Annotated in this window: 26 protein-coding genes; 9 read left to right on the top strand and 17 right to left on the bottom strand. The window is 73.9% G+C overall.

The annotated features are described in order from the left end of the window. Nucleotides 1–141: 141 nt before the first annotated feature. The 5 genes from GCU69_RS11320 (at nt 142) to GCU69_RS11300 (ending at nt 6,125) form a co-directional block, all read left to right on the top strand. Complete coding sequence (locus GCU69_RS11320; RefSeq protein WP_176604564.1) at nt 142–1,629, top strand: GntP family permease; 1,488 nt, start codon at nt 142–144, stop codon at nt 1,627–1,629. 23 nt (nt 1,630–1,652) lie between these two features. Continuing rightward, nucleotides 1,653–3,032: a four-carbon acid sugar kinase family protein gene (locus tag GCU69_RS11315; RefSeq protein ID WP_235978404.1), complete on the top strand. Its 1,380-nt coding sequence runs from the start codon at nt 1,653–1,655 to the stop codon at nt 3,030–3,032. 49 nt (nt 3,033–3,081) lie between these two features. Further along, on the top strand, nt 3,082–4,119 hold the full coding sequence (gene pdxA / locus GCU69_RS11310; RefSeq protein ID WP_098754200.1) for a 4-hydroxythreonine-4-phosphate dehydrogenase PdxA: 1,038 nt from the start codon (nt 3,082–3,084) through the stop codon (nt 4,117–4,119). Between the two features lie 66 nt (nt 4,120–4,185). Next, nucleotides 4,186–4,980 (top strand): DeoR/GlpR family DNA-binding transcription regulator, encoded by a 795-nt coding sequence (locus tag GCU69_RS11305; RefSeq protein WP_156205844.1) that lies wholly within the window; start codon nt 4,186–4,188, stop codon nt 4,978–4,980. Next, entirely contained in the window at nt 4,977–6,125 is a 1,149-nt protein-coding gene (locus GCU69_RS11300; protein WP_098754202.1) for a winged helix DNA-binding domain-containing protein, read from the top strand. The genes GCU69_RS11305 and GCU69_RS11300 overlap by 4 nt, the downstream gene beginning before the upstream one ends. Here the strand turns inward: GCU69_RS11300 and GCU69_RS11295 are convergent. Then, nucleotides 6,022–7,119 (bottom strand): DMT family transporter, encoded by a 1,098-nt coding sequence (locus GCU69_RS11295; protein ID WP_098754203.1) that lies wholly within the window; start codon nt 7,117–7,119, stop codon nt 6,022–6,024. The genes GCU69_RS11300 and GCU69_RS11295 overlap by 104 nt on opposite strands. Nucleotides 7,120–7,195: 76 nt before the next feature. Between GCU69_RS11295 and GCU69_RS11290 the strand changes: the two genes are divergently transcribed. Further along, nucleotides 7,196–7,774 carry a TetR/AcrR family transcriptional regulator gene (locus tag GCU69_RS11290; RefSeq protein ID WP_156205842.1) on the top strand — a complete coding sequence of 193 codons (579 nt, stop codon included), beginning with the start codon at nt 7,196–7,198 and terminating at the stop codon, nt 7,772–7,774. A gap of 31 nt (nt 7,775–7,805) precedes the next feature. Here the strand turns inward: GCU69_RS11290 and GCU69_RS11285 are convergent, their stop codons facing one another. Continuing rightward, nucleotides 7,806–8,120, bottom strand: coding sequence for a hypothetical protein (locus GCU69_RS11285; protein WP_156205840.1), 315 nt, complete (start codon nt 8,118–8,120; stop codon nt 7,806–7,808). Nucleotides 8,121–8,225: 105 nt separating this feature from the next. Beyond that, nucleotides 8,226–8,759, bottom strand: coding sequence for an ATP-binding protein (locus GCU69_RS11280; protein WP_156205838.1), 534 nt, complete (start codon nt 8,757–8,759; stop codon nt 8,226–8,228). 170 nt (nt 8,760–8,929) lie between these two features. Here GCU69_RS11280 and GCU69_RS11275 point away from each other — a divergent pair, with 170 nt between their 5' ends. Both GCU69_RS11275 and GCU69_RS11270 read left to right on the top strand, forming a co-directional pair. Beyond that, nucleotides 8,930–9,784 carry a helix-turn-helix domain-containing protein gene (locus GCU69_RS11275; protein ID WP_156205836.1) on the top strand — a complete coding sequence of 285 codons (855 nt, stop codon included), beginning with the start codon at nt 8,930–8,932 and terminating at the stop codon, nt 9,782–9,784. Between the two features lie 16 nt (nt 9,785–9,800). Then, nucleotides 9,801–9,995 carry a DUF397 domain-containing protein gene (locus tag GCU69_RS11270; protein WP_098754208.1) on the top strand — a complete coding sequence of 65 codons (195 nt, stop codon included), beginning with the start codon at nt 9,801–9,803 and terminating at the stop codon, nt 9,993–9,995. Between the two features lie 63 nt (nt 9,996–10,058). On the opposite strand, the gene GCU69_RS11265 is transcribed toward GCU69_RS11270, so the two are convergent. From GCU69_RS11265 to GCU69_RS11205, 14 genes are all read right to left on the bottom strand, one after another. Further along, entirely contained in the window at nt 10,059–10,892 is an 834-nt protein-coding gene (locus tag GCU69_RS11265; RefSeq protein ID WP_156205835.1) for a sirohydrochlorin chelatase, read from the bottom strand. After that, on the bottom strand, nt 10,889–11,860 hold the full coding sequence (locus GCU69_RS11260; protein WP_156205834.1) for an ABC transporter permease: 972 nt from the start codon (nt 11,858–11,860) through the stop codon (nt 10,889–10,891). Before GCU69_RS11260 ends, GCU69_RS11265 begins: the two co-directional genes overlap by 4 nt. Continuing rightward, complete coding sequence (locus GCU69_RS11255) at nt 11,847–12,653, bottom strand: ABC transporter ATP-binding protein (protein ID WP_098754211.1); 807 nt, start codon at nt 12,651–12,653, stop codon at nt 11,847–11,849. Before GCU69_RS11255 ends, GCU69_RS11260 begins: the two co-directional genes overlap by 14 nt. Before the next feature lie 96 nt (nt 12,654–12,749). After that, nucleotides 12,750–14,150, bottom strand: coding sequence for a sulfate adenylyltransferase subunit 1 (locus GCU69_RS11250; protein WP_098754212.1), 1,401 nt, complete (start codon nt 14,148–14,150; stop codon nt 12,750–12,752). Between the two features lie 2 nt (nt 14,151–14,152). Next, nucleotides 14,153–15,088 (bottom strand): sulfate adenylyltransferase subunit CysD, encoded by a 936-nt coding sequence (gene cysD, locus GCU69_RS11245; RefSeq protein ID WP_098754213.1) that lies wholly within the window; start codon nt 15,086–15,088, stop codon nt 14,153–14,155. After that, the gene (cysC, locus tag GCU69_RS11240; protein WP_098754218.1) at nt 15,085–15,663 is read right to left on the bottom strand and encodes an adenylyl-sulfate kinase; all 579 of its coding nucleotides are present in this window, start codon (nt 15,661–15,663) and stop codon (nt 15,085–15,087) included. Before cysC ends, cysD begins: the two co-directional genes overlap by 4 nt. 62 nt (nt 15,664–15,725) lie before the next feature. Beyond that, nucleotides 15,726–16,439: a phosphoadenylyl-sulfate reductase gene (locus GCU69_RS11235; protein WP_156205833.1), complete on the bottom strand. Its 714-nt coding sequence runs from the start codon at nt 16,437–16,439 to the stop codon at nt 15,726–15,728. Continuing rightward, nucleotides 16,436–16,648 (bottom strand): hypothetical protein, encoded by a 213-nt coding sequence (locus tag GCU69_RS11230; protein ID WP_098754215.1) that lies wholly within the window; start codon nt 16,646–16,648, stop codon nt 16,436–16,438. Before GCU69_RS11230 ends, GCU69_RS11235 begins: the two co-directional genes overlap by 4 nt. Next, entirely contained in the window at nt 16,645–18,342 is a 1,698-nt protein-coding gene (locus GCU69_RS11225; protein WP_098754216.1) for a nitrite/sulfite reductase, read from the bottom strand. The genes GCU69_RS11230 and GCU69_RS11225 overlap by 4 nt, the downstream gene beginning before the upstream one ends. 193 nt (nt 18,343–18,535) lie before the next feature. Further along, nucleotides 18,536–18,619 carry a putative leader peptide gene (locus GCU69_RS34715; RefSeq protein WP_309471194.1) on the bottom strand — a complete coding sequence of 28 codons (84 nt, stop codon included), beginning with the start codon at nt 18,617–18,619 and terminating at the stop codon, nt 18,536–18,538. Nucleotides 18,620–19,271: 652 nt separating this feature from the next. Then, nucleotides 19,272–19,841, bottom strand: a complete 570-nt coding sequence (locus GCU69_RS11220; RefSeq protein ID WP_235978406.1) for a GNAT family N-acetyltransferase — start codon at nt 19,839–19,841, stop codon at nt 19,272–19,274. A 183-nt stretch (nt 19,842–20,024) separates the two neighbouring features. Beyond that, the gene (locus GCU69_RS11215; protein ID WP_156205855.1) at nt 20,025–20,690 is read right to left on the bottom strand and encodes a class F sortase; all 666 of its coding nucleotides are present in this window, start codon (nt 20,688–20,690) and stop codon (nt 20,025–20,027) included. 73 nt (nt 20,691–20,763) lie between these two features. Next, nucleotides 20,764–22,200: a helix-turn-helix domain-containing protein gene (locus GCU69_RS11210; protein ID WP_235978403.1), complete on the bottom strand. Its 1,437-nt coding sequence runs from the start codon at nt 22,198–22,200 to the stop codon at nt 20,764–20,766. 436 nt (nt 22,201–22,636) lie between these two features. After that, nucleotides 22,637–24,304: an acyl-CoA dehydrogenase family protein gene (locus GCU69_RS11205; RefSeq protein ID WP_156205831.1), complete on the bottom strand. Its 1,668-nt coding sequence runs from the start codon at nt 24,302–24,304 to the stop codon at nt 22,637–22,639. Nucleotides 24,305–24,322: 18 nt separating this feature from the next. On the opposite strand from GCU69_RS11205, the gene GCU69_RS11200 reads away from it, so the two are divergent. Continuing rightward, nucleotides 24,323–25,498, top strand: coding sequence for a YihY/virulence factor BrkB family protein (locus tag GCU69_RS11200; RefSeq protein WP_098754222.1), 1,176 nt, complete (start codon nt 24,323–24,325; stop codon nt 25,496–25,498). Nucleotides 25,499–26,046 lie beyond the last annotated feature (548 nt).

The following is a 26,046-nucleotide window of genomic DNA, read 5'->3' as shown; positions in this document are numbered from 1 at the left end:
TGCCCCGGGGGTCCGCGAAGTTGCGCAGAATCCGCAAGATAACCCTTCCGAGTGCTTGTTCCGCGCATGTAGCGGGTGCATCATGGCCGGACCGATGTACCAGTGACGTGCCCGACCGGGCTTCCGGCGAGGAGGATCAGCGTGGATCTGCAACTATTGGCGGCCCTCGTGATCGGCATCGCCACGATCATCGTGATCGTGCTGCGCACCCGGCTCGACGCCTTCGTCGCGCTGCTCGTGGCGGCCCTCGTCACCGGATTCGTCGCCGGCGCACCGGTGACGGACGTGCTGGAGTCGATCACCAACGGCTTCGGTACGACGCTGGGTTCCATCGGCATCGTCATCGGCCTCGGCGTCGGACTGGGCAAGATCCTGGAGGTCTCCGGCGGCGCCGACGCGCTCGCGCGGGCCTTCGTCCGGGCGTTGGGCAGGGGCAGGGAGCCGTGGGCGATGGGCACGACGGGCGCCGTGGTGTCGATCCCGGTGTTCTGCGACTCCGGCTTCGTCATCATGAACCCGCTGGCGCGCTCCATCGCCCGGGTCAAGCGGGCCGGTTATGTCACGCTCGCGCTGTCCCTGGGCTGCGGCATGACGCTCACCCACCATCTGGTTCCGCCGACCCCGGGGCCGCTCGGAGTGGCGGGCATCCTGGAGGCCGACCTCGGCGCGCTGGTGCTGGCGGGCCTGGTGTTCGCCGTCGTCCTGCTGCCGGTCGTGATCGGCTACGCCCGCTGGATCGGGCCCAAGCTGGAGAAGGACCTCGATCCCGAGGTGCGCGAGGCGGTCTACGGCTCCGTGACCGCGGGCACCGCCGGCACGGGCGGTGCCGCCACGGGCGGCGCGGAAGCGGGCACCGCCGCGGCCGGCGAGGGCCGGGACCCGGCGTACGACCCCGCCGCCGCCCTGGGCGAGCCGCCCGCCGGGGCGAAGCCCCACCGGATCCGCGCGGGCCTCGCGAGCCTGCCGCTCCTGGTCCCCCTGCTGCTGATCGTCGCCAACACCGTGGTCACCGCCGTCGACAAGAACGCGCAGGGCGACCTCGCGGGCGAGGACTACACCCCGTCCGCGGTGGCCGGTGTGCTCGCCTTCGTCGGCAGCCCCGTGGTGGCCCTTCTGATCGGCATCGTGCTGGCGGTCTATGTGCTGCTGCCCCGCTGGACCACCCGCAGCCAGGTCGGCGGCTGGCTCTCCGAGGCCGCCGCGTCCGCAGGGCTGATCATCCTGATCACCGGCGCGGGCGGCGCCCTCGGCCAGGTGCTCCGCGACACCGGTGTCGGTGACGAACTCGCCGAGGCCATCTCCTCCTGGAGCCTCCCCGGTGTCCTGGTGCCCTTCCTCATAGCCTCCCTGGTGCGCGTCGCCCAGGGGTCCGGCACCGTCGCCATGATCACCGCGGCCTCCGTCACCGCTCCGCTGGTCGCCGGGCTCGGCATCTCCCCGCTGCTCGCGGCCCTGGCCTGCTGCGCCGGGTCCATGGTGTTCAGCTACTTCAACGACTCCTATTTCTGGGTGGTGACCCGGTTCACCGGGCTCGACGGTGTCGCCGCCCTGCGCGGCTGGTCCGGCATCACCACCGCCGTGTGGCTGGGGTCGCTGCCGCTGCTCCTGATCGCGAGCACCCTCCTGTGAGCGGCGAGACCGGGAGCGAGCCCGTGCCCGAATCCATGAGCAGCCCGGCGGCGGTCCTGGTCGTCGCCGACGACCTCACCGGAGCGAACGCCACAGCGGCGGGCTTCGCCCGTGCCGGACTGCGCTCCGTCACGGTCGGCGCCGACCAGGACCTCGGCGTGCTCCCCGACCTCACCGCTCGCTTCGACGCGGTGGTCGTCAGCACCGACTGCCGGCACTGCCCGCCCGGCGAAGCGGCACGCCGGGTCACCGCTGCCGTCCGCCGCGGCGGACCCGCCACGCTGGTCAGCAACCGCGTCGACTCCACCCTGCGGGGCAATCCGGGCGCCACCACCGAGGCCACGCTGCGCGCCGTGCGGGAGAGTTCCGGCCGGCATGCCGTCGCGCTGTGCGCCCCGGCGCACCCCGAGGCGGGCCGGCACACCGTGCAGGGCACCCAGCTCCTGGACGGCGTACGGCTGGAGGAGACCGAGCTGGCCCGCGACCCGCGCTCGCCGCTGCCCTCCTCCGACATCGCGGAACTGCTGGGCAGGCAGGCCCCGGCCCTGCGGATCGGGCATCTGCCGCTGTCCGCCGTCACGGCCGACGGGCAGCAGCTCCGCGGCCGGGTGCGGAAGCTGCTGGACGAGCGCGTGGACGTGATCGTCGTGGACGCCCTGACCACCGACCACCTGGACCGGGCCGCCGCCGCGGCGGTCGCCGCCGCGCCCGCCGGCACGAGCTGGGTCGGCGTCGACTGCGGCCCCGGCTCCGTGGCGCTGGCCCGGGCGCTCGGCCTCACCGGACGGTCCGAGGGCTTTCCGCTGCTGGCCGTGTCCGGTTCCACCACCGCCCTGACCCGCGCCCAGCTGGCCCGTCTCGCCGCCGAGGAGCAGGTCGTCACCGTCCGCCCGCGGCCGGGCCGGGCCGCGGGCGCGGGGACCCGGCGCTCCGTCCTCCCCGATGTCGCGGCGACGGCCGGCGATCTGACCCGTGCCCTGGCGGAGGCCGCCCCGGGCCAGGTCGTTCTGCTCGCCACGGTCCTCGACGACACGGATGTCGTCGACACCACGCCGGAAGAGGCCGGGCAACTGCCCTCGGCCCTGGCCCGCACGGTCCGTACCGCGCTCGAACGCCACCCCGTCGACGGGCTGTTCGCCACCGGGGGTGACGTCTCGGCGGCGGTCTTCGCCGAACTCTCCGCCGCCGGGCTCGACGTCGAGGACGAGATCGTGCCGCTCGCGGTGGCCGGCAGCTTCGTCGGCGGCCCGTGGGCCGGGCTGCCGGTCGTCACCAAGGGCGGCCTGGTCGGTGACGCCGGCACCGTGGTCGACTGCGTCGGACACCTGAGACGAGCGGCGGCGGTCAACCGCCGCCAGGCACGGGCGGCCCCGCCCGCGGGCCCCGCGAGCGAACAGCCCTGACCGGGCAAGAACGGTCCAGAACCACCGGAACCACCCAGAGGAGAAACCCGTGACCCGTCCCGTCCTCGCCCTCACACTCGGCGACCCGGTCGGCATCGGCCCCGAGATCACCGCACGCACGCTCGCCGAGGTCGCCGGGCGGCCGGACCACCACGGTGTCGCCGTCGGTGACACCGAGGCGCTGCGCCGCGGAGCCGTGGCGGCGGGCCTCGACGTCGAGGTCCGCGAGGTGAGCGGCTTCGACACCGAGCCCGCCGGCCCCGGGGTGATCGACATCGTCGACACCGGCGTGCTGGGCTCGGACGTGCCCGCGTGGGGCACGGTCGACGCCCGCGCGGGCCGCGCCGCCGTCGCCGCGATCGAGACCGCCACCAAGGCCGCCCTCGACGGCTCCGTCGCCGGGATCGTGACGGGGCCGATCAACAAGGAGGCGATCTGGCAGGCCGGTTCGGAACACCTCGGCCACACCGAGATGCTCGGCGAGCTGACCGGTGTGACCCGCCAGGACACCATGTTCGTGGTGCGCAACACCGCGGTCCCGGGCCACCATCTGCGGATCTTCTTCACCACCCGGCATGTGGCGCTGCGCAAGGCGCTGGACCAGCTCACCGAGGAGCGGATCGCGGGCTCCATCCGCGAGGCCGTCACCGCCCTGCGCGTGTTCGGCACGGAACAGCCCCGGCTCGCCGTCGCGGCCGTCAACCCGCACGGCGGCGAGAACGGCGCCTTCGGGGACGAGGAGATCCTGCACATCGCCCCCGCCTGCGAGGCGGCCCGCGCCGACGGGCTGGACGTCACCGGTCCGGTCCCCGCCGACTCGGTCTTCCACCAGGGGCTCACCGGACGGTTCGACGGCGTGCTGTCGCACTTCCACGACCAGGGCCACATCCCGGCCAAGACATACGACTTCGACGGCACCATCTCCGTCACCGTCGGCCTGCCGATCCTGCGCACCTCCGTCGACCACGGCACGGCCTTCGACATCGCGGGAACCGGCCGCGCCGACCACGGCACGATGCTGTCGGCGTATCGTGCGGCGGTCGACTACAGCCCGTTCGCACCGCTGATCCGCAAGACCTACGGCTGACACGGACCACGGCGGGCCGAGCGGCGGCTCGCGCCCGGCGGCGCGACGAGAGGAACGGAGACAGGGATGGCGCAGCGCGCCGCACGGCGGAGCACCCGGGAGCGGCACGAGCAACTGCTCCGGCTGCTGCGTGAGGGAACGACGCAGGTCGAAAAGCTCGCCGCCGTCCTGGCCGTGTCACCCTCCACGGTCCGGCGCGACCTCGGCCGGCTCACCGAGGACCGGAAGGTGGCGCGGACGTACGGCGGAGCCGTCGTGCCGGACGCCTTCCACGAGCGGCCGGTCGGCGAGAGCGCACTGGTCCGGCGCCGGGCGAAGGCCGCTGTCGCGGAGGTGGCGCTGGAGCTGGTGCCGGACACCGGCGCGGTGTTCGTCGACGCCGGAACGACCTGCGCGGCGCTGGCCCGGCGGCTGGCCGAGGCGGCGAGCGGACGCGCCCTCGTCGCCACCCGGGGGCTCGAAACCGCCGCGGTGCTCGCCGAGTCGCCGCAAATCGATGTGGTGATGCTGGGCGGGCAGGTCCGGCCGCTCAGCCACGGACTCGTCGGACCGCTGACGGATCTGGCCCTGGACCGGCTGTCGTTCTCGGTCGCCTTCCTCGGCGCCGACGCCGTCGACCCGCACCGCGGCGTGGGGGAGCCGACGCTGGAGGAGACGGCGGTCAAGGAACGGGTCGCGGCACGGGCCGACCGGGTCGTCGTGCTGGCGGACTCCACCAAGCTCGCCGTGGCCGACGTCCCCGCCTGGGCGGAACTCCCCGGCGGCTGGACGCTGGTGACGGACGGCGACGCCCCGGCGGACCTGGAGGACGACTGCGCGGCCGCGGGCGTCACCCTTCTCCGGGCGGGCGGGGCCGCATGAGCACCACCGCACGGGAACTCAACCGCGCCACGCTCGCCCGTCAGCTGCTGCTGGGCCGCGAGCCCCTCGGCGTCGAGGAAGCGGTGCGGCGCGTGGTCGCGCTCCAGGCGCAGCAGCCGGCCTCGCCGTACATCGCGCTGTGGAACAGGCTCAGCGGCTTCGACCCGGCGGACCTCGACGCCGCCGTGGCGGGTTTCCGGACCGTGAAGGCGACGCTGATGCGGATCACCCTGCACCTGGTCCACGCCGAGGACTACCGGATCTTCCGTGAGGCCATGGAGCCGACCCTGCGCGCCTCCAGACTCGGCGACTCCCGCTTCAGAGCCTCCGGGCTCACCGCCGACGACGCGGGCGTCCTGATCCCGGGTCTGCTGGCGTACGCCGACCGGCCGCGGACCGCCGCCGAGACAGCAGCCTGGCTCGGCGAGCAGCTCGGCGGGCCGGCGGATCCGGCGGCACAGCGGATGCTGCGGCAGTACGCGCCGCTGTGGCACGCGCCGACGGGCGGGCCCTGGTCGTTCGGCGCCAGACCCTCGTACGTCGCGGCCGGCGAACGGCCCGGACCGGCGGATCCCGACGTCGCCGCCCGGGGACTCCAGGCGCTGGTCCGGCGCTACCTCGCGGGCTTCGGCCCGGCGTCGGTGGCGGACATCGCGCAGTTCACGCTGGTCCGGCGGGACAGGGCCACAGCGGCCGTCCGGGCGCTCGCCGGCGAACTGGTGGAGCTGCGGGGGCCCGGCGACACGGTGCTGTACGACGTCCCCGGCGCGCCGAGGCCGCCCGGTGACATCCCCGCCCCGCCGCGGCTGATGGCGATGTGGGACAGCGTGCTGTTGGCCTACGCCGACCGCGGCCGCGTCATACCGCCCGCGTACCGCAAGCTCGTCACGCGCGTCAACGGCGATGTGCTGCCCACGCTGCTGGTCGACGGCCACGTCGCCGGCGTCTGGCGTCCCGTCGACGGGGGCGTCGAGGCCACCGCGTTCCACCCCCTCGCCGCCCCTGTCTGGGAGGGGCTGGCCGCGGAAGCCGAGTCGCTCGTCACGTTCCTCGCCGACCGCGAGCCGAGGGCGTACCAGCGCTACGACCACTGGTGGGCCAAGGGGATCCCGGGCAGCGAGACACGGCTGCTCTGCGCCGGCTGAGCCGGACGCGGACCCGAGCTGTCCCGCCCGGCGGGAACCACACCCCGCCGCCGCTGCCCCCGCCTCCGCGTCCGCCGAGCGTCCGGAGCCCGTCTTCGGACACCGGCCGGCCGGTGCCGGATCGGCGTGCCCCGCCCGTCCGGTGGACGACCGCCACCGCGGCCAGCCCGATCGCCAGCCCGATCGCCGTCTGCGGCCCGAACGGCTCCCCGAACATCAGTGCGCCCCACACCGCGGTGACCGGTGCCATCAGGAACATCAGGGTGTTCACCCGCATGACGCCGGACCGGCGCAGCACCAGCCAGTAGAGGCCGTAGCCGCCGAAGGTGGAGAGCACGACGAGCCAGCCGACCGCGAGCCAGAACGACGGCTCGGCGGGCGGGACCGCGGCACCCGTCACCACGGCGAGACCGGTGAAGACGGCCGCGCTGGTGGCGCAGTGGACGGTGAGGGCGACCCTGGGCTCGACGCGGTGGCGCGAGCGGCTCTCCAGCATGGTGGCCGCCACCAGGGACAGCATCCCGGCGAACGGCACGAGATACGCCCACCAGACCACGCCGGCGGCCGCAGACGCGTCCGCCGTGGTGACCACGGCGACCCCGGCCAGTCCGAGGCACAGGCCGAGCCACTGCCGGGCGGTGACGTACTGCCGCAGCAGAGGCCCCGCCAGTGCGCCCGCGACCAGCGGCTGGGTGCCGTCGATCAGGGCGGTCGTGCCGCTGGAGACGCCGAGCTGGATGGCGTAGTAGACGGTGAGCAGATAGCCGCTCTGCGACAGCGCGCCGATCAGGACCTGCCGCCCGCCGTCGCGGGGACGGAGACCGCGCCACGGCGCCCGGTCCAGCAGCAGGGCGACGAGTACGAGAACGAGGGCCAGCGGCAGGAACCGCCACATCAGCACGGTCACCGCGCCCGCGCTGCCGGCGCCGAGCTTGGCACCGATGAATCCGGAACTCCAGCAGAGGACGAAGGCCCCGGAGAGCAGGAGGTTCACGACTTGGCTCACTCCCGTACGACTAGACAGATCGGTTTACTGGCTCCCCACTATACAGGTCGGTATACTGAACGGCATGGCCGAGACAGCACAGCCCCGACGGATCACCATGACGCCCGGCGCCCGGCGGGCCCTCGTGGCGGCGGAACGGCTCTTCTATGAGCGGGGCATCCACGCGGTCGGCGTGGACCTGATCGCGGCCGAGGCGGGCGTCACGAAGAAGACGCTCTACGACCGGTTCGGCTCGAAGGAGCAGATCGTCGTGGAATACCTGGCGGCCCGCGACGAACGCTGGCGCGCGTACCTCGCCGAACGCCTCGACGGCGCCGGCCCTCCGGCCGACCGGATCCTGGCCGTCTTCGACGCGTCGGAGTCATGGGCGGCCGAGCACAGTTCCAAGGGGTGCAGCATGGTGAACGCCCACGCCGAGATCAGCGACCCGGCACACCCCGCCTACGGGATCATCACCGGCCAGAAGCGGTGGATGCTCGACCTCTTCACGGACCTGGCCCGCGGGCTGCCCGTGCCGGACCCGGAGCGCCTGGGCCGAACCCTGATGCTCCTGCACGAGGGGGCGCTGGTGGCTCATGGTCTGCGCGTCTTTCCCGCCCCGATCGCCGAGGCGCGGGAAGAGGCACGAACCCTGCTGCCCTGACCGGGCCGGCAAGTGTGCCGGGCCCCCCGGCCTACCGCTCGTGCTGCGCCGTTCCTGCCGACGGCGGCAGTTCGTGGCCGGGGAGGGAGAAGCGCATCGAGCACTCGTCCTCCGCCAGCACCGACACGGGCGTGCCCCAGTGCTCGCTCAGCATCTCGCCGACGCGGAGGAGTCGCCGGCGCTGCTCGGGCGTGTGGGCCGGGAAGCGGGTCCAGCCGTGTTCGGCCACCTTGGTGCCGATCTCGGCGAAGAAGACGGCCGTGGTCCGCCGTTCCTCCTCCGGGGTCAGCGGAGTGGTGCCCGGCTCCGCCGGTACGGTGCGGACGTTGTACAGATCGCGGATCACGGCGCTCCCCAGCTTCGATCGCCCGGCCGGTCGGCCGCGGCCATTCTTCCAGGGCCGGCCCGCGTGTCTTCCAGGGACCGGCCCGCGTGGCTGGAGCCGGTCCGCTCATGCCGCCATGACGAACCGGGTTCGTTGTACCAGCTCGACCCACAGCAGCTTGCCGCGTGGCCCCCGCCCGGGGCGGCCGTTGTCGTCACGTCCGCTCCCCAGCAGGCAACTGCCCCAGTTGTCCGCGCACAGCCGCACGATCTCCAGCCCGCGCCCGCCGTCGGCCTCGGTGTCCGGCGCCTCGGCCGTACTGGCTGCGGTCTCCGGTGCCCCGGCCGCGTCGGCTGCGATCGCCACTCCGGCCGAGTGCGGGGAGCGGTCGAACGGTGCCGGGACCGTCGGGTCGGTGTCCCGGACCGTCACCCGCAGCCGTCCGCCCGCCGAGCCGCGCAGGCGCATGGACGACGGTCCGTCGGTGTGCCGGTAGGCGTTGGTCACCAGCTCGGAGGCCAGCAGCTCGGCGATCTCGGCGAGTTCGCCCATGGCATGGCTGTCGAGCACGGCTCGCAAGGTTGTACGGGCGATACGCGGAGCGCGGGGATCGTGCGGGAGGTGGAGGGCGTAGGTCCAGCCCGGGGCTACGGTGAGCATGGAAGTCTCCTGCGGGGAGGGCGATTTGCGGCCCGATGGGCACGCGGCCGGTTGGCTTGTTCGCAACCGTAGCGACTTTCCATGGAATACTTTCTAGAAATTGATGGTCTACGACACACTTCCCCTCGATGGGGTGACGCCAGGGCACTGTGTGCGAGCAAGGGAGAACGATGCCGACGCCCCACCCGCCGTCAACGGTTCGGCGACGACGCCTGGGTACCGAGTTGCGGAGGCTGCGCGAACGGGCGGACCTGTCCGCGACAGGCGCAGCGGCACGGCTCGGGGTCACCCAGTCCCGGATCAGCAACATCGAGGCCGGGCGGTACGGCGTCAGCGCCGACCGGGTGCGGGCACTGGCCCGTCATTACGACTGCACTGACGCGGCGCTGGTCGACGCGCTCGCCGGAATGACCGGCGAGCGCAAGCGTGGTTGGTGGGAGGAGTACCGGGAGATCCTTCCGACCGGCTTCCTCGACCTCGCCGAAATCGAGCACCACGCGACGGCCCTCCGCGTGGCACAAATCGTCAACATCCCCGGACTTCTGCAGACGACGGACCAGGCCCGGGCACTGTTCGACGGTGCGGTTCCACGACTGCTCCCGCACGAGATCGAGCACCGTGTCTCCTACCGGATCAAACGGCAGGCAGTCCTCTACCGGGACGACCCCCCGCCGTACACGGCGATCATCCATGAAGCCGCCCTGCGCATGCAGTTCGGCGGCGCGGCGGTCGCTCGCAGCCAGCTCGAACACCTGTTGGCGATCAGCGACCGGGGGAACGTCACCATCCAGGTGATCCCCTTCGGCGCGGGGCAGTTCCCCAGTTCGGCTCGTGGGGTCGACTACGTGTACGGGCCCGTCACGCAGCTCGACACGGTACAGATCGACACGACGCACGGCGGCGACATCGTGGACTCCCCGGCACAGCTGGAGGTGTACCGACAGGTCCTTGACCGTATGGAAGAGGTGGCCCTGCCGGCGAACCGGTCGAGGGACCTCGTAAACAGCATCCTCGCTTCGACCTGAAAGGTGGACCCCCTCCATGTCAGCGCTGAACTGGCAGAAGTCCTCGTACAGTGAGCAGGCCTCGTCCTGCGTCTACGTCGCCGCAGCCGGTGACGGCACCCTCCGCATCCGTGAGAGCGACGAGCCGGACACCGTCCTTTGGACCACGCCCGACGCGCTCCGCACACTCATACGCGGCGTCAAGTCGGCTGAGTACGCACGGAGACGGTGAGGCGCCCGGGCGTCCCGGGGGCCGTACCCGGGATCCCGGCCATCGGCACGAGCCGGGCCCTGGCTAGGCGCTCAGCGCCGTCAGCGGCCGTGCCGTGCGGGCCTCTTCGTAGCGCCGGATCAGCAGCCGGGCCAGCTCCGGGCACGGGCCGAGCACGTCCGCCAGGAAGTCGGCGTCCGCCTCCCGGGCGCCGGCCACGATGCGGTCGGGCAGCCGGCCCGGGGCGATGACGTACGGCGCCACCGCCACCCGGCGGACGCCCTCCGCGCGGAGGGCGCGCACGGCGTCCGCCGTGCGGGGGAGAGATGCGGAGGCGAACGCAGGCCGCACGGCGCACCAACCGGTGTGCCGCCACTCCCGCGCGATTGCTGCGATCACTGCGATCGCCTCCGGGTCTGAGGAGCCCGCCGAGGCCAGCACGACCCCGGTCGAGGCACGGTCGCCGCGGCGCACCCCGGCTTCGTACAGCCGCTGTTCCAGGGCCGCGGTCAGCAGCGGCGAGGGGCCCAGCACCTCCGCCTGGGTGATGGCCGGCCGCGGCAGCCGGGCACCGGCCTCGCGCAGCACCCCGGGGATGTCGGACTTGGCGTGGAAGGCGTGGGTCAGCAGCAGGGGGAGCGCCACGACCTCGCGTACGCCGTCCGCCGCCAGCCGGTCCAGGACCCGCGGCACGCTCGGGGCGCAGAAGTCCAGATAGCCGGTCTCGACACGCACGTCCGGCCGCAGCGCGCGGACGCGTTCGGTGAGCGCGGTGACGGTCGCGGCGTGCCGCGGGTCGCGGCTGCCGTGGGCGACGATCAGCAGCGCGGGAGCGGCAGCGGAGCGGCACCCGGGCGCTGCACCCGAGCCGGGCGCAGGCCGGGCTCCGGCGCCGGACCCGTTCGGCGCGTACGTCATGCCGGGCCTCCCTGAAGCCCCCGGCTGCGCAGCACCCGCCGTTCGACCGGGGCGAAGATTGCGGCCTCCACGAGCACCCCGATGGCGAGGATCAGCAGCACCGCGGCGAGCACCAGGCTCATGTCGGCGCTCTCCTTGCCCTCGTTGAGGATGCGCCCCACCCCGGGCAGCGGCGTCGCGGTGATCAGCTCGGCCGTCATCAGGGCGCGCCAGCCGAACGTCCAGCCCTGCTTCAGCGCGATGACGAACCCGGGCATGGCCGCGGGTATCAGGACGTGCACGGCGCCGCGCCAGCCGGTCGCGCCGAGCGTCCGCCCGGCGCGCAGCAGCAGCGGTGACACCTGGTCGGTGGCGGCGACCAGCCCCATGGCCACGGACGGCACCGCGCCGAGCAGCACCACGGTGTAGACGGCGCCCTCGGACTCGCCGAGCGCGATCACGGCGACCGGCACCAGCGCCGCGGCGGGCAGCGACTGCACGGCGCTCAGGATCGGCCCGAAGACCGAACGGGCAGGCCCGTACCGGGCGACGAACAGCCCCAGCGGGGCGCCGATCGCGACCGCGAGCAGAAAACCGAGCAGGCAGCGCTGGATGCTGTGCAGCAGGCTCGGCAGCAGCGTGCCGTCGCTCCAGGCGGCGGCGAGGTCCCCGCCGACCTCGGCGGGGGCGGGCAGCGCCGCCGACCAGCTCAGGGTGTGGGCGAGCTGCCACAGCCCGAGGACGACGACGACGGCCAGCACCGGGCCGAGGGCCTTGTCCGCCAGCCGGTGCCGCGCGGACCGGGCCTGCGGCGCCTCCAGGGCGTCGAGGCCGGAGGCGAAGTCGGTGCAGTCCCCGGAGGCGGAGGCGGAGGCGGAGGCGGTGGGTCCGGCCGCGCCGCCGGACGGCGGGCCGTCGGACAGCGCGGCGCCGGACTCCGTACCGCGCGGGTCGCCGCCGCGCCGGGGCCCGGTGTCAGTGGCGGGCATGGCGGCGGATCTCCTCCCGCAGATGGCCGGTGATCTCCAGCGCCAGTTCGGCCACCGCCGCGTCCTCGATCCGGCGCGGATGCGGCACCTCCACCTCCCAGGTGCGCGCGACCCGGCCCGGACGCGAGGACAGCAGGACCACGCGCTGCCCGAGCCGTACCGCCTCGCGCACGTTGTGCGTGACGAACAGCACCGACAGCTTCTGCTGCTCCCACACGTCGGCCAGCACCTCGTGCAGCACGTCGCGGGTGATGGCGTCGAGCGCCGCGAACGGCTCGTCCATCAGCAGCACCCGGCTGTCCTGCGCCAGCGCCCGGGCCATGGCGACCCGCTGCCGCATGCCGCCGGACATCTCGTGCGGGCGCTTGCCGTGCGCGCCGCCGAGCCGTACCAGCTCCAGCAGCCGCAGGGCCTCCGGCCGCCGCTCCGCGCGCGGCACGCCGCGCATCTTGAGGGCCAGCTCGACGTTCTTGCCCGCGGTCAGCCACGGGAACAGCGCGTGCTCCTGGAACATCAGGGTGGGCCGGTGTGCCCCGGCCTCGATCTCCAGGCTGCCCGAGGTGGGCCGGTCCAGACCGGCGACGAGGTTCAGCAGCGTCGACTTGCCGCAGCCCGAGGCGCCCAGCAGGCACACGAACTCACCGGGCGCGACATGCAGGCTGATGTCGTCCAGCACCTGGTGCCGCTCCCGGCCGTCGCCCGGGAAGGACTTCGAGACGTGCTCGAGCCGGACCGCGTACGGAGCGTGGCCGAGCTGCGGTGCGGACGGGCTGGGAGCCAGGGCTGTGGCCATCGTCTTCTCCTCGTCGGGGGCGTCGGAACGTCGGACCGGGTCGGGCGCGCGGCTCGGCGGCGTGGTGCGGCCGCCGGGCCGCGCGGTTGCGGTGGGTCAGAAGTCCCAGTCGCCGTCGGCGCCGGCCGCCGGGGCCTCGGAGACCTCGGCGTCGGAGTCGGCGAACGCGGCGCCCGCCATGCCGGCCGTCAGCGTCGTGCCGTCGGCCGGGTCGATCAGCAGGAAGGACCCGGTGCGCCGGGAGTCGGCGTAGGCGTCCACGGGGAGCGGCTCGGAGGTGCGGAGCACCACCCGGCCGATGTCGTTGGCCGCCAGCTCCTCCGGCGCGGGGTGCTGCGAGATGCCGCGCTGCTCGGCGGACACGGCCAGGTTGAGCCGGGACGGGATGTCCTTGACGATCGCCTTGACGGTGCGGGTGGTGTGCTTCAGCAGCACCCGGTCACCGGTGCGCAGCGGCCGGTCGTGCAGGTGGCAGACCGTGGCCTCGAGGTCCTGGGTGACGGCGGGCGCGGTCGCCGTGGTCGCGATGACGTCGCCGCGGGAGACGTCCAGGTCGTCGGCGAGCAGCACGGTCACCGACTGCGGTGCCCACGCGACGTCCACGGACACGCCCAGCGCGTCGATGGCCTCGACGGTGCTGGTGCGGCCCGACGGCAGCACGGTGACCCGGTCGCCCGCGCGCAGCACCCCGGACGCCATCTGGCCCGCGTAGCCGCGGTAGTCGGGGTGCTCGGGGGACTGCGGACGGATGACGTACTGGACCGGGAAGCGGACCGGGTCGTCGCCGGGGTCGTCGGTGACCGGGACGGTCTCCAGGTGCTCCAGGACGGTGGGGCCGCCGTACCAGTCCATGTTGGCCGACGGGGTGACCACGTTGTCCCCGGCGAGCGCGGAGATCGGGATGGTGGTGATCTCGGGGACGCCGAGGGAGGCGGCGTACGCGGTGAACTCCTCGGCTATGGCCGCGAAGACGGACTCCTCGTAGCCGACGAGATCCATCTTGTTGACCGCGAGGACGACGTGCGGGACGCGCAGCAGCGCGGCCACGGCGGCGTGCCGGCGGGTCTGCTCGACGACGCCGTTGCGCGCGTCGACGAGGACGACGGCCAGTTCGGCGGTGGAGGCGCCGGTGACCATGTTCCGGGTGTACTGCACGTGCCCGGGGGTGTCGGCCAGGATGAACCGGCGGCGCGGGGTGGCGAAGTAGCGGTAGGCGACGTCGATGGTGATGCCCTGCTCGCGCTCGGCGCGCAGGCCGTCGGTCAGCAGCGCCAGGTCCGGCGCCTCCTGGCCGCGGCTGCGTGAGGCGTGCTCCACGGCCTCCAGCTGGTCCGCGAGGACCGACTTCGAGTCGTGCAGCAGCCGGCCGACGAGGGTGGACTTGCCGTCGTCGACGGAGCCGGCGGTGGCGAACCGCAGCAGCGAGGTGGCGGTGAGGCCGTCGGTGAGGCCGTCACCGAGGCCGCTGCCCGTGCTGTTCGTGTCGATGCTGGTCATGGTTAGAAGTACCCCTCGCGCTTCCGGTCCTCCATGGCGGCTTCGGACAGCTTGTCGTCGGCGCGGGTGGCGCCCCGCTCCGTCAGCCGGGAGGCGGCGATCTCGGCGATGACGGCCTCGATGGTGTCGGCGTCGGAGTCGACCGCGCCGGTGCAGGACATGTCGCCCACGGTGCGGTAGCGCACCCGGCGGGTCTCGGTCCGCTCGCCGTCGCGCGGGCCGCCCCACTCGCCGGGGGCCAGCCACATGCCGCTGCGGGCGAAGACCTCGCGCTCGTGGGCGTAGTAGATGGCGGGCAGTTCGATCTTCTCTCGGGCGATGTACTGCCACACGTCCAGCTCGGTCCAGTTGGAGAGCGGGAAGACCCGGACGTGCTCGCCGGGGGAGTGCCGGCCGTTGTAGAGCTGCCACAGCTCGGGGCGCTGGCGGCGCGGGTCCCAGCCGCCGAACTCGTCACGCAGGGAGAAGACGCGCTCCTTGGCGCGTGCCTTCTCCTCGTCGCGGCGGCCGCCGCCGAAGACCGCGTCGAAGCGGTTCTTCACGATCGCGTCCAGCAGCGGCACGGTCTGCAGTGGGTTCCGGGTGCCGTCCGGGCGCTCCCGCAGCTCGCCGGAGTCGATGAACTCCTGTACCGACGCCACGTGCAGCCGCAGCCCGTGCTCGGCGACGGTGCGGTCCCGGAAGTCCAGCACCTCCGGGAAGTTGTGCCCGGTGTCGACGTGCAGCAGGGAGAACGGCACCGGCGCCGGCGCGAAGGCCTTGAGCGCCAGGTGCAGCATGACGATGGAGTCCTTGCCGCCGGAGAAGAGGATCACCGGCCGCTCGAACTCCCCCGCCACCTCGCGGAAGATGTGCACCGCCTCGGACTCCAGCGCGTCCAGGTGGCTCAGGGCGTACGGGTTGTCGGTGCCTTCGTCCACTGTGGCTGCCGTCGTCATGCCAGTCCCTTCTCGGTGAGCAGCGTCCGGAGTGCGTCCGCGGACTGCGCGACGCTCAGCGCCTGCGTCTCGATCCGCAGCTCCGGGGCGGCCGGCGCCTCGTACGGGTCGTCGACGCCGGTCAGGCCGGTGAGCTCGCCCGCCGCCTGCTTGGCGTACAGGCCTTTCACGTCCCGGTCGGAGCAGATCTCGACCGGAGTGGCGACATGCACCTCCAGATAGGTGGTGCCGGCCGCCTCGTGGCGCTTGCGCACCGCGTCGCGGCTGTCCGCGTACGGGGCGATGACGGGGACGAGGACCTTGACCCCGTTGGAGGCGAGCAGTTCGGCGACGAAGCCGATCCGCTGCACGTTGGTGTGCCGGTCCTCGCGGGAGAAACCGAGCCCCGCGGTGAGGAACTCGCGGATCTCGTCGCCGTCGAGCACCTCCACCCGGTGCCCGTCGCGGCGCAGGTCCTCCGCCAGCGCGCGGGCGATCGTCGTCTTGCCGGCGCTGGGCAGGCCGGTGAGCCATACGGTCGCGCCGCGCTGCCCCGCGTCGCCGGTGCCCTGCCGGCCGGGATGCTGGTCGGTCATCTCCCGCTCTTTCTCCGTCCCGGCCGGCCCGGCCGTCGTGGTGGTCGTGGTCTGGGGGAACATCAGGCGTGCAGTCCGCATTCGGTCTTGCCGGTGCCCGCCCAGCGGCCGGCCCGGGCGTCCTCGCCCTCCAGCACCCGGCGGGTGCAGGGCGCGCAGCCGACGGAGGCGTAACCGTCCGACAGCAGCGGGTTGGTGAGGACGCCGTGCCGGGCGACGTACGCGTCGACGTCGTCCTGCGTCCAGCGCGCGATGGGGGAGATCTTGACCTTCTGCCGCTTCTCGTCCCAGCCGACGACCGGGGTGCCCGCCCGGGTCGGGGACTCGTCCCGGCGCAGCCCGGTCGCCCAGGCGTCGTACGCGGTCAGGCCCTCCTCCAGCGGCTTGACCTTGCGGAGCGCGCAGCACAGGTCGGGGTCGCGGTCGTGCAGCCGCGGCCCGTGCTCGGCGTCCTGCTCGGCGACGGTCTGCCGGGGGGTGAGCGTGATGACGTTGACGTCCATCACGGCGTCCACGGCGTCGCGGGTGCCGATGGTCTCCGGGAAGTGGTAGCCGGTGTCCAGGAACACCACGTCCACGCCCGGCATGGCGCGGGACGCGAGGTGGGCGACGACCGCGTCCTCCATCGAGGAGGTGACGCAGAAGCGGCTGCCGAACGTCTCGGCGGCCCAGCGCAGGATGTCCTGCGCCGACGCGTCCTCCAGGTCGCGGCCCGCCTGCTCGGCGAGTGCGCGGAGTTCGTCGGCGGTGCGCTGCGGAGACGGTGCGGTGGTCATGAGGTGGTGCCCCCTTCGCCGTGGTCGCCCCCGGCGCGCTGCGGCCGGGGCCGCTCCCCGCCCAGGCCCTTGGCGAGCAGACCGAGGAACGACAGCCGGAACGCCCGGTTGCAGGACGCGCATTCCCATGCGCCGTGTCCCTCCTCGGACGGCCGCAGGTCCTCGTCGCCGCAGTAGGGGCAGTGGAACGGCACCGCTCGCTCGCTCATGACAGGTCCTCGGGCGTCGCGCGTGCGGCCCAGGTGGCGAACCGCTCGCCGTCCTCGCGCTGCTTCTCGAAGCGGCGCAGCACCCGCTCGACGTAGTCGGGGAGTTCGGCTGAGGTGACCTTCAGGCCGCGGACCTTGCGGCCGAAGCCGGCGTCGAAGCCCAGGGAGCCGCCCAGGTGCACCTGGTAGCCCTCGACCTGGTTGCCGTCGGCGTCCAGCATGAGCTGGCCCTTGAGACCGATGTCCGCGGTCTGGATGCGGGCGCAGGCGTTGGGGCAGCCGTTGAGGTTGATGCTGACGGGCTCCTCGAAGTCCGGCATGCGGGCCTCGAGTTCGTCGATGAGACGGGCGGCGCGCGCCTTGGTCTCGACGATGGCCAGCTTGCAGAACTCGATGCCGGTGCAGGCCATGGTGCCGCGCCGGAACGGCGACGGGTCGACCTGGAAGCCCAGCGCCTCCAAGCCCTCGGTGAGCGACGCGATCCGGTCCCGCTCCACATCGAGGATGATCATCTTCTGCTCGACGGTGGTGTTGAGCCGGTCCGAGCCGTGCGCCGCCGCCAGGTCCGCGATCTTGCCCAGGGTGGCGCCGTCGACCCGGCCGACGCGCGGGGCGAAGCCGACGTAATAGCGGCCGTCCTGCTGCTCGTGCACGCCGATGTGGTCGCGCCACTTCGACACCGGCTCGTCGGGCGCCGGGCCGTCGGCCAGCTTGCGCCCCAGGTACTCGTCCTCCAGCACCTGGCGGAACTTCTCGGTGCCCCAGTCAGCGACCAGGAACTTCAGCCGGGCGCGGTTGCGCAGCCGCCGGTAGCCGTAGTCCCGGAAGACTGCGGTCACGCCGGCCCAGACCTCGGGGACCTCGTCCAGCGGCACCCAGGCGCCCAGCCGCTGGGCGAGCTTGGGGTTGGTGGAGAGGCCGCCGCCGACCCAGAGGTCGAAGCCGGGACCGTGCTCGGGGTGCACGACGCCGACGAACGAGATGTCGTTGATCTCGTGCACCACGTCCTGCACCGGGGAGCCGGAGATCGCGGTCTTGAACTTGCGCGGCAGGTTGGAGAATTCCTTGCTGCCGATGTAGCGGTCGTGGATGATCTCGACCGCCGGGGAACCGTCGATGATCTCGTCCGCGGCGATCCCCGCCACCGGCGAGCCGATGACGACGCGGGGCACGTCGCCGCAGGCCTCGGTCGTGGACAGGCCCACCGACTCCAGCTTCTCCCAGATGGCGGGCACGTCCTCGATGCGTACCCAGTGCAGCTGGATGTTCTGCCGGTCGGTGATGTCCGCGGTGCCGCGGGCGTACTGCTCGGACACCTCGCCGATGGCGCGCAGCTGCGCCACGGTGAGCCGGCCGCCGTCGATGCGGACCCGCATCATGAAGTAGCGGTCGTCCAGCTCCTCCGGCTCCAGCACGGCGGTCTTGCCGCCGTCGATCCCGGGGCGGCGCTGGGTGTACAGCCCCCACCAGCGCATCCGGCCGCGCAGGTCGGCGGGGTCGATCGAGTCGAAGCCGGCCTTGGAGTAAATCGTCTCAACGCGTGTCCGCACATTGAGACCGTCGTCGTCCTTCTTGGACTGCTCGTTGGCGTTGAGCGGGGTGAAGTGTCCGGCGGCCCACTGGCCCTCTCCGCGGTGTCGTCCGGCCTTGCGGCGGGTCGTGGCGGCGCTCGCGCGCTCCGGTGTGGCGGCCATGGCGGTGATGTCCTTCTCGGGCGGGGCTCAAGGTGGATCGGGCAGGCTGCACTCTCCCGGCCTGCCCTCCGACCTGCTGCGGAGGGGCGGGACGGCGCGCCGGGGCGCGCTGAGGTGCGGCTGCTCGGCCGGTGGGAGTGGTCACGGTCCGCGACGGTGGGGACCGGTGACGGGTGCGGCGGTGCTGGGACTGTCAGCCCGCCGGACAGATGGCGCTGGACATGCGGCCGAGATCGACGTGGCGCCGACTCACCAAGGCAATTCCAGCTCGAGACATGACGAGAGCGTGGCACGGAGCTCTCTGGAGCGTCCACTGACGTCCGTTATTTGGACGAGTCTGTCTCGTTCTGCGAGATCGTGTGCTCCGGGTCACGGTGGGCGCCGCGGCCGGCGTGGCGGCTTGGCCGGGGGCGGAGCCGGGACCGGGCGGGGCCGAGCGGACGGTGGCCCGGGGCACGGGCAGGGGGTGCGGGCCGGGGGCGGCGGCGCGGGTCGGGGTCGCGGGGGCGCGGTCGGCGGCCGCCGTCGTTCCCCGGCCGTCCCGCCGTCCCGCCGTCCCGCCGTCCCGCAGCCGTCCTGCCGTCCGGCGACCGTCCTGCCGTCCGGCGACCGTCCTGCCGTCCGGCGACCGTCCTGCCGTCCGGCGACCGTCCTGCCGTCCCGTGACCGTCGGGGCCGTCCTGCCGTCCAGATTACGCGCGTGTGCCCGGCCCTTGGCCCGGAACCGGTCCGGGCCCGGCCCGGGCACACGGTTCCTGCCGGGCCCGGGCCTCGTCACCCGCCCGTGCCGGCGCGGGCGCGTGACGAGGCCCCGGCCGTCACGCGGTAGAGCGCGGGGACCGGCGCCCGCCTTCCGCGGTCACGCGCAAGGACCTCCGCCGCCTCCCGCGGTCACGGCGCGCGGGCGGGCCGACGCCCGTCTTCCGCGGTCACGCACGGGGGCCGGCGCCCGGCCACGGTCCCGGCGGCGGGACGTCCGGTTCCTTCTCCGTCCTGGTGTCGAAGAGCCGGAAGCCGCGCCTTCGGTAGTTCTCCAGCGCGTACGGCCCGTCCTGGTCGCACGTGTGCACCCACACCCGCCGCGTCACCTCCCGCCCGGGCCACCGCTCGGCCAGGTCCCAGGCCCGCGCGGTGCCGGCGGCCAGCAGCCGGCCGCCGATGCCGCGCCCCCGGAACGCGGGCAGCAGCCCGAAGTAGGAGATCTCCACCACGCCGTCGGCCTGGGGGTCCAGCTCGATGAACCCGGCCGGGGTGCCGCGGTCGTACGCCACCCAGGTCTCGACGCCGGGCCGTTCCAGGAACTCCTGCCAGCGCGCGTACGGCCAGTCCAGCCGGTCGGTCCAGGTGACGTCCCCGCCGACCGCCGTGTAGAGGAAGCGGCTGAACTCGGGGGAGGGCACCTCGGCCCGCACGATCCGGACCCCGGCACCGCCCTCCGGCGGCGTGTCCCGCGGCTGTGCCCGCGACGGCCGCGCGTCCCTCGACCGCGCGTCCGGCAGCCGTGCCGCGTGGCTCCGGACGTCCTGTCGGCGCGCTTCACCGCCCCGTGCTTCGCAGCGCTGTGCGCCCTGGCGCGGCGCTTCCGTGCGGTGGCCGGAACCGCCCGGCGGTGTGAGATCGGCGGGCGAGGTCTGTTCGAGGTACCAGGTGGTCACGGGGACGGTGCTCATGCCGTCATCCCATCACGGGCGCACCTCGGTCATCCGGGCGAACACCACCACCTCGCCGGTGTAGCCGGTGTGCTCGCCGTAGCGGCCGCCGCAGGTGAGAACCCGCAGCTCGGGGAAGCCCGTGCTGCCGTAGACCCGGCGCGCCGGAAAGGAGCCGCCGGTGAACACCTCGACGCCGTACACCTCGAACACCGCCGTGCGGCCGTCCCGCCGGACGACATGGACGCGCAGCCCCTTCTCCAGCGCTCCCAGGCCGTGGAAGACGGCCGGCCCGGAGGCGGCGTCCACCTGCCCGACCAGCACGGCGGTGCCCCGCTCCCCGGGGGTGACCGCGCCCTCGTACCAGCCGGCGAGGTTCGGCTCGTCCGGCGGCGGCGTCTCGATCCGGCCACCCCCGGCGAGCCCCAGCGGCACCAGCGGCGCGGCCACGCCGACGGCCGGGATCCGTACGCCCTCGGGAGGTGACGGCGGAAGCGGCTCGGCGGCCCGTACCCGTGGTGCCCCGTCCATCACCGACTGGGCGGCGACCGGCTGCGGCGGGCCGAACGCGGCGTGCGTGCCGTCGCGGAGCAGCGCCACCGCGACGAGCAGCAGCAGCGCGAGCAGTCCCCACCGGCCGGTGCCGTGCCGCCGCTCCGGGCGGAACGCGCCTCGGCGGCGCCGGTCGCTCGCGGCCATCGCCGGCCCTTCTGTCAGTGCGCGCACGCGGCGCCCCTCGCGGGGACGCTGCGGCAGTCCCTCACCGGGGACGTTAGGGCGGCCCGGCGGTCACGGCGACAGCAGCGGCGCGATCGGGTGGGCCGCCCGCCGGCGAACGGCCGTCCGGCGGCGCACCACCACCGCCCGCCGGCGAACGGCGGTCCGCCGGTGAGCGTCCGCCCGCCGCCGGCCGTTCGTCGGCCTCCGAGCGGGCGCCCGCGACCAGCGGCGCCGTGGACCGGGGCAGCAGGTGGGCCGGGTCCTCCGGGACGAGCAGCCGCACCTCCAGGTCGTCCGCGAAGCGGTACGGGCGGTGGTCCAGCACACCGCCGAGCGTCCGCCGCAACCGGGACATCTCCGCCCGCACCGTCACCGTCCTCGACGGGTCGCCGAACAGGTCCTGCGCGAGCTGCGCGGCCGTCCGCCCGTCCCGCCGGCGGGCCAGCGCGTACAGCAGCTCCGCGTGGCGCGGGCTCAGCTCCTGCGTCCAGCCGCCGGCCTGGCCGGACACCGTCAGCAGCACCCGCCGCCCCTGGCGGACGTCCAGCTCCACCAGGGCGGGCCGCGCCTCGTCACCGTCCGGGGCAGAGTCGTCCATCCGTACGAGCCAGCCGTCCGGCAGCGGCTCCACGGTGCACGGGCCCAGCGAGGGGATCCGGTGGCGGCCCGCGCCGAACCGCTCGGGAAGCACCAGCCGGTCGGGCGGCGGCATGCCGGTGACGGCGGCGGGCCAGCCGTCGCGGTCCACCGCCAGCGCCCGTTCGCCCGCCAGCCGGCACAGGATCGGTGCCGCGACCGAGCGCAGCCGCTCCACCGTCTCCAGATGACGCTCCCGCAGCTCGCTCTCGGCGAGCCGCGCCACCGACGTCACCAGCGCCAGCGTCGCCGGGTGCACGGACGCGGCCGGGCCGCTGACGTCGACCACGCCCAGCAGCCGCCCGTTCCGCGGGTCGTGCAGCGGCGCCGCGGCGCACGACCAGGGGTGGTGGGTGCGGACGAAGTGCTCGGCGGAGTGCACCTGGAGCGGCCGGCCGGTCACCAGCGCTGTACCGACCGCGTTGGTGCCGACGACGTCCTCGGACCAGCTGGCGCCCGGGGTGAACCCGAGCGCGTCCGCCCGCCGGCGGCCCAGCGGGCTGCCGTCCCGCCACAGCACGCGCCCCTCGGCGTCGGTGATCACCATGATCTGCTGGGTGGCGTGCGCGACCGACACCAGCCCGTCGCGCAGCAGGGGCAGCACCTCGGAGATCGGTGAGGCGCGACGGCGCTGCTCCATCTCCTCCAGCGACAGCAGCCCGGAGTGGCCGCCGCGGTCGGGATCGACGCCGAGGCGCAGCACCCGCTTCCAGGACTCGCCGATCAGGGACCGGGCGGCGGGCGGCGGCGTGCGCCGGGCGATCGCGGCGTCCCGCAGGCGGCTGAGGCGCCGGGTGGCCTCGCGCGTGCCCAGGGCAGCGGCCCGGGCCGGGTCCAACGATGTGTCGTTCACGGGGATCGACGTCTCCCAGAGGGCCGGTGGGGCGGCGCCGGCGGAACGCCGGACTCTTCTCATGGTGCCGCCGACGGCGGGGAGCATGGGGGAACTTGGCGTATTTTCTGCAACCTGGCGCAACCTTTGTGCCCGCCGCGCCCCCCGCAGGAGAGTGGGGGCACGCCGCTCGATGCGCACCGGGGTGCCGCAGCGGCGGCGTCCCGCGGCGGGGGTGGTGCCGTGACGGCGCAGCACCACCCACCGCTCCGCGGTTCAGGCCAGTGACCCGGCACCTTCCGCACGTGCCTCCCGCAACCGCGCGAACGGGTCACCGGTCCTGGGCCGCGTCCGCCGCGGCGGCAGCCGGCCCTCCGCTCTCAGCCGCCCCTCGGCCGCTCGCCCCCCAGGCCGCTCGCCCTCCGCGCTCGGCCGCCCGCTCTCAGCCCGTCCCTCCTCAGCTCTCCGGCCGCGCCCGCCGCACCACCGACGCCAGGTCCAGCGTGTGCGGCAGCGTCCCGAACGCGCCGCCCCAGTCGCCGCCCAGCCGTGACGCGCAGAAGGCGTCCGCCGTCTGCGCGGGCGCGTACCGGACGAGCAGCGAGCCCTGGAGGACGAGCGCCATCCGCTCGACCAGCCTGCGCGCCCGCGCCTCGATGCCGTCCAGGTCGGCCAGCTCGGTCAGCAGGTCCTTGATGGCACCGTCCAGCCGGTGGTCGGCCCCGCGCGACCGGCCGACCTCGGTGAGGAAGGCGTCCAGGGCGGCCGGCTCGCGCTGGAGGGCCCGCAGCACGTCGAGCGCCTGGACGTTGCCGGAGCCCTCCCACACCGAGTTGACCGGTGCCTCGCGCAGCAGCCGGGGCATCCCGGACTCCTCGACGTAACCGTTGCCGCCCAGGCACTCCAGCGCCTCGGCCGCGAGCACCGGGGCCCGCTTCGTCACCCAGTACTTCGCGGCGGGCACGGCCAGCCGCAGCAGCTGCCGCTCCTGCTCGTCCCCGGAGTCCTGGGCGGCCGCCAGCCGCAGCCCGAGCGTGGTGGCAGCCTCCGACTCCAGCGCCAGGTCGGCCAGTACGTTCTCCATCAGCGGCTTGTCGATCAGCGGCCCGCCGAAGGCGCTGCGGTGCGCCGCGTGGTGCACCGCCTGCGCGACGGCCTGCCGCATCAGGGCCGCCGAGCCCAGCACGCAGTCCAGCCGGGTCGCCGCGACCATGCCGATGATCGTGGCGACCCCGCGGCCCTCCTCACCGACCCGGCGGGCCCAGGTCGTGCCGTCGAACTCGACCTCGGCGCTGGCGTTGGAGCGGTTGCCGAGCTTGTCCTTGAGCCGCTGGATGCGGAAGGTGTTGCGGGTGCCGTCGGGCAGCACCCGGGGCACCAGGAAACAGGTCGGCCCGGTCTCCTCGCCGGGCTCCCCGCCGTCGGCCGGCACGGCCTTCGCCAGCACCAGGAATCCGTCCGACATCGGAGCCGAGCAGAACCACTTGTGCCCGGTCAGGGCGTAGGCGCCGTCCTGGGCGAGCGGCACGGCGCGGGTCGTGTTGGCCCGTACGTCCGAACCGCCCTGTTTCTCCGTCATGCCCATCCCGAACAGCGCGCCGGGCTTGTCGGCGGCGGGCAGCAGCGCGGGCTCGTAACCGTGCGAGGTCAGCCGCGGCTCCCACTCGGCCGCCAGCTCCGGGTCGGTGCGCAGCGCCGGCACCGCCGCATGGGTCATCGACACCGGGCAGCCGTGCCCCGCGTCGGTCTGCGACCAGACCATGAAGCCCGCGGCCCGCCGCAGATGCCCGGCCGGACGGCCCCAGGCGTCGGTGAGCCCGGCGGACACGGCGTGCCCGAGCAGCCGGTGGTAGGCGGGGTGGAACTCGACCTCGTCCAGCCGGTGCCCGTACCGGTCGTGGGTGCGGAGCACCGGCCGGTTCTCATTGGCCTGCGTCCCCCATTCCTGCGCCTGCGCGGAGCCCGCCGCGCGGCCCAGCTCGCCGAGTTCCGCCCGCAGTTCGTTCAGGAGATCCGCCGGCGCGTGGCGCGCGACGCCCTCGGCGAGAGCCGCGTCCGCGGCGAAGACGTCGTACCCGACCAGGGGCGGAGCCTGGTTGGTCACAGTGTGTGTGGTGGCTGCCATGCCAGATACGTTAAGGAGGTGCAAGCAGCAGAGTCACCCCCGGAGCGGCCCCAGAGCCGTTTGCGCCGAGCCCGCGCCCTCTACCCCCACGTCTCCAAGCGCAGAGTCGCGTGGCTGCTGCTCAAGGACACGGTGAACTCCTGCATCGAGTACCGCATCCTCGGTCTGGCCGCCGAGGCCGCGTTCTTCACCCTGCTCTCGCTGCCGCCGCTGCTCCTCGGCCTGATCGGCCTGCTCGGCTATCTGGACGCGTGGATCGGCACGGAGACGATCGAGGGCATCCGGCAGAACATCCTCACCGCGTCCGAGACGGTGCTCTCCCAGCGCGGCGTCAACCAGATCGTCCGGCCGCTGCTGGACGACGTCACGGGCGGCGGCCGTCCGGACGTCATCTCGCTCGGCTTCGCGCTCGCCCTGTGGTCCGGCTCCCGCGCCGTGAACGTCTTCATCGACACGATCACGGTCATGTACGGGCTCGACGGCCACCGGGGCATCGTCAAGACCCGGCTGCTGGCCTTCCTGCTCTACATGGTCGCGCTGGTGATCGGGGCGGTGGCGCTGCCGCTGATGGTCGCCGGGCCGGACGCGGTCATCCAGATCGTGCCGTGGAGCACCGCGGTCGTCCGGGTGCTGTACTGGCCGGTCGTCATACTCCTGTCGATCGTCTTCCTGACCACGCTCTACCACGTGTCGGTGCCTGTGCGGTCGCCCTGGGTGGAGGACGTCCCGGGCGCGCTCGTCGCCCTCGCCATGTGGGTGCTGGGCAGCTTCCTGCTGCGGATCTATCTCACCAGCACGGTCGAAGGACCGACGATCTACGGCTCGCTGGCCGCGCCGGTGGCCGTCCTGCTGTGGATCGGGGTCTCCGCGTTCGCGGTGCTCGTCGGCGCGGCCGTGAACGCGGCGATCGACCGGGTGTGGCCGTCCGTCGCGACGTCCGCGGCCCGGGAGGCGAACATGCGGCTCCGCGAGGAGGCGGCCGCCCAGGTCATCGCGGCGGCGGCCGAGCGGGCCGCCCGGGCGAAGGCCGCCGGCGGGGACGACGCGGACGACGACCTGGAGGACTGGGACGAGGCGGTGGACGGCCCCGACGAGGAACCTCCGCCGGAGTTCCCCGAGCGCTGGGCGCGATTCCTGCCGCCGGAGGACATACGCTCCCGGCTGCACTCGCACCGCGACAAGGGCGAGGAGTGAGCGGAGGGCGCGCGGGGGTGACGCCGCGGGGGATCCGTATGCGGCCGTGGGAGTCCGCGGGGCGGGGTACCGCGCCGCGGTCACGGAACGGGGGTCACGGAACGGGGGTCACGGAACGGGGGTCACGGGACGGGGGTCACGGGACGGGAGTCATGGGACGGAGACCCGGGACGGGGGCCGCGGGACGGGGCGCGCGGGCCGTCCGTGGCACCGCCCGTGGGATCCCCCGTGGCACTGTCCGCGGGAACTGTCCGCTGAGCACCGTCCGCGGAACTGGTCCGCGGAGCCGTCCCGAAAATGCATGGCGGCCCGGGAAGCGGCCCTCTAGGCTGGCCGCCGGCCCGTACGGCGTTCGACGACCGCCGGCGGTGGAACGGAACCGGGAGGTGAGGACCGTGATGACGGACTCGACGACGGGCGCTGCCCGCATCCGGACTTTCCCTCACTCATCCCCAGCGGTCACCGGCTGACGCCAACTCGCCTTTCCCGCGCACCGACCCGACGCTCCCGCGTGCCACCGCGCCCGCGGGCCGCGCCGCCTCGCCGTG

This window comes from Streptomyces lycii (genome assembly GCF_009735685.1).
GTDB classification, from domain to species: domain Bacteria; phylum Actinomycetota; class Actinomycetes; order Streptomycetales; family Streptomycetaceae; genus Streptomyces; species Streptomyces lycii.
This window is presented reverse-complemented; position numbering and strand designations above follow the sequence as displayed.

Coding starts and splice junctions, on each gene's coding strand:
- GCU69_RS11305 (WP_156205844.1), top strand. CDS start 4,186: ATGGCGCAGCGCGCCGCACGGCGGAGCACCCGGGAGCGGCACGAGCAA.
- GCU69_RS11300 (WP_098754202.1), top strand. CDS start 4,977: ATGAGCACCACCGCACGGGAACTCAACCGCGCCACGCTCGCCCGTCAG.
- GCU69_RS11290 (WP_156205842.1), top strand. CDS start 7,196: ATGGCCGAGACAGCACAGCCCCGACGGATCACCATGACGCCCGGCGCC.
- GCU69_RS11280 (WP_156205838.1), bottom strand. CDS start 8,759: ATGCTCACCGTAGCCCCGGGCTGGACCTACGCCCTCCACCTCCCGCAC.
- GCU69_RS11275 (WP_156205836.1), top strand. CDS start 8,930: ATGCCGACGCCCCACCCGCCGTCAACGGTTCGGCGACGACGCCTGGGT.
- GCU69_RS11270 (WP_098754208.1), top strand. CDS start 9,801: ATGTCAGCGCTGAACTGGCAGAAGTCCTCGTACAGTGAGCAGGCCTCG.
- GCU69_RS11265 (WP_156205835.1), bottom strand. CDS start 10,892: ATGACGTACGCGCCGAACGGGTCCGGCGCCGGAGCCCGGCCTGCGCCC.
- GCU69_RS11260 (WP_156205834.1), bottom strand. CDS start 11,860: ATGCCCGCCACTGACACCGGGCCCCGGCGCGGCGGCGACCCGCGCGGT.
- GCU69_RS11255 (WP_098754211.1), bottom strand. CDS start 12,653: ATGGCCACAGCCCTGGCTCCCAGCCCGTCCGCACCGCAGCTCGGCCAC.
- GCU69_RS11250 (WP_098754212.1), bottom strand. CDS start 14,150: ATGACCAGCATCGACACGAACAGCACGGGCAGCGGCCTCGGTGACGGC.
- cysD (WP_098754213.1), bottom strand. CDS start 15,088: ATGACGACGGCAGCCACAGTGGACGAAGGCACCGACAACCCGTACGCC.
- cysC (WP_098754218.1), bottom strand. CDS start 15,663: ATGACCGACCAGCATCCCGGCCGGCAGGGCACCGGCGACGCGGGGCAG.
- GCU69_RS11235 (WP_156205833.1), bottom strand. CDS start 16,439: ATGACCACCGCACCGTCTCCGCAGCGCACCGCCGACGAACTCCGCGCA.
- GCU69_RS11230 (WP_098754215.1), bottom strand. CDS start 16,648: ATGAGCGAGCGAGCGGTGCCGTTCCACTGCCCCTACTGCGGCGACGAG.
- GCU69_RS11225 (WP_098754216.1), bottom strand. CDS start 18,342: ATGGCCGCCACACCGGAGCGCGCGAGCGCCGCCACGACCCGCCGCAAG.
- GCU69_RS34715 (WP_309471194.1), bottom strand. CDS start 18,619: ATGTCTCGAGCTGGAATTGCCTTGGTGAGTCGGCGCCACGTCGATCTC.
- GCU69_RS11215 (WP_156205855.1), bottom strand. CDS start 20,690: ATGGCCGCGAGCGACCGGCGCCGCCGAGGCGCGTTCCGCCCGGAGCGG.
- GCU69_RS11205 (WP_156205831.1), bottom strand. CDS start 24,304: ATGGCAGCCACCACACACACTGTGACCAACCAGGCTCCGCCCCTGGTC.